The organism is Streptomyces sp. ActVer, assembly GCF_027270795.1.
GTDB classification, from domain to species: domain Bacteria; phylum Actinomycetota; class Actinomycetes; order Streptomycetales; family Streptomycetaceae; genus Streptomyces; species Streptomyces umbrinus_A.
In genome coordinates this window covers 1-1751 of record NZ_JAPWHT010000849.1, presented here as the reverse complement: position 1 = coordinate 1751, position 1751 = coordinate 1, and the positions used below count along the sequence as shown (strand labels likewise).

1 protein-coding gene and 1 pseudogene are annotated in these 1751 nt (G+C 72.3%); both read right to left on the bottom strand.

All coding sequences use genetic code 11. The features are described 5' to 3' along the window. Positions 1-345: pseudogene (locus O3Q52_RS52760) on the bottom strand (sporulation protein); the annotation flags it as partial. A gap of 145 nt (positions 346-490) precedes the next feature. Then, on the bottom strand, positions 491-1729 hold the full coding sequence (locus O3Q52_RS52755; protein ID WP_269655496.1) for an RICIN domain-containing protein: 1239 nt from the start codon (positions 1727-1729) through the stop codon (positions 491-493). Between the last annotated feature and the right edge of the window lie 22 nt (positions 1730-1751).

Sequence of the window (1751 nt, the reverse complement as noted above, 5' to 3'; positions counted from 1 at the left end):
CGCGGTCCCGGCGGGGCCGCCGCTCTCCCCGCCGTCGTGCGCGGCCTGGCCGCGCCGCACGTCCACGGCCGGGTGCTCGGCCTCACCGCCGCGCTGGGTCAGTTCGGAGATCATCACGGCGTCGGCGCGCAGCGCGAGCACGCTGCCCGTGCGCGGCCGGATCTCGACCGTGCCCCGCCCTTCGGCGGCGGTGAGGGTGACCCTGGTGTTGACCACCAGGTTCTCCGCGTACGTCCCGGGCCGGACGCTGATGAGGGCGCCGGTGCGGGCAGCCACGAGTGCCTCACCGATCGTCCGGTAGCGGTCCCGGTCCCCCGGACCGACCGTCAGTACCTGGCGCGACACGCACCAACCTCCTTGCCACGGGGGCTTCATCAACGGGCGCCCCCTCACCGGGGGCGCGTGCCGGCGAGCCGACGGTTGCATCATGCCTCGCCCGGCGGGCGGGCGGGTGCCCGGGAGGGATGCTCCCGGCCTGCGGGGCGTCCTGTCAGACGCTCCACTTCTGGTTGTCGGTGCCCGCGCAGCTCCACAGCTGCAGCCAGGCACCGCTGTCCCGGTTGTTGTCCTTGATGTCGACGCACTTGCCGACGACGGTGTTCACCAGGTCGTGGCTGGAGTTCAGGACGAACTTCTGGGCGTCGTTGCCACTGCACCTGGCGATCTGGATCGGGGCGCCATTGTTGTAGTTCGCGTTCGCCACGTCCAGGCAGAGGCCCTTGATACGCACGGTGCCGTCAGAGGCGAACTGCCATTTCTGCGCGGCGCCGTTGTTGCAGTCCCACACGAACAGCTTCTTGCCGTCGCCGAAATCACCGCCCGGTACGTCGATGCACCGGCCCGAGAGGTGGCTGCGCAGGGAGACCGGTGCGCTGAGGGTCACTCCCGAACCGGCCTTCGCGGGCCCGCCCTTGTCGCCGCCCGAGGTCTTCCCTCCGTCCTGCTTCTTCGGCTCGTCCTTCTGCCCGGCGCTCTTCTTCGGCTCGTCCTCGCCCTTCTTCCCACCCTTGTCCTCACCGCTCTTCGCGGGAGCGGACGTGGCGGCGTTCCGGGCGGGCCGGCCATTCTCGACGGGCTTCTTCCCGCCGTCGTCCGAGGAACCGGTGTCGGGCGAGGTCACCGCGAAGTCGCCGGGCACGTCCTGCGTGCTGCCACCCAGCACCGTGTCCCCCGACGCCGGCCCCTTGGGGTCCTTGTCGTCGTTCCCGCCGAGCATCAGCAGCGGCACGGACACGAGCAGCGCTCCCGCGACGGCGGCTCCGGCGAGCACCGCCTTGCCCGGCCGTCCCACCGGTCCGGTCCGCTGCTGCGGCCGGTCGATCGCAGTCGCGGTCATGGTCCGTACGAGCGCGGGCAGCCGACTCTGGGCCACCGCGGCGGCGCCGGGGTCACCCTCGGCCTCGGACTGGCCGGGGAGGGCTTCCCCACCTTGGGCTCCGGCTCCGGCCTCGGCAGTCGCACCCTGCGCAACCCCGCCTCGTACGGCAGCCTTCTGGCCCTCGGATTCAGCCGCAGCCTCGTTCTCGGCTTCGGCGGCTTGTGTACGTGCCCCAGTTACGGTCTTCGCCGCCGCGGGTGCCGACTCGGGCTCGGGAGTGAGCGTGGAGGTGGGCTCGGCGACGGTGGCGGCGGCTGCCGTCTCCTCGCCACCCGAACCGGAGCCGGAACCAGAACCCGGCTCGGACTCGGCACCCGGGGAGGCGGGGTCCTGCTGGGCCGAGCGTGTCACGGGGTCCTCCCTGCGATGTGGG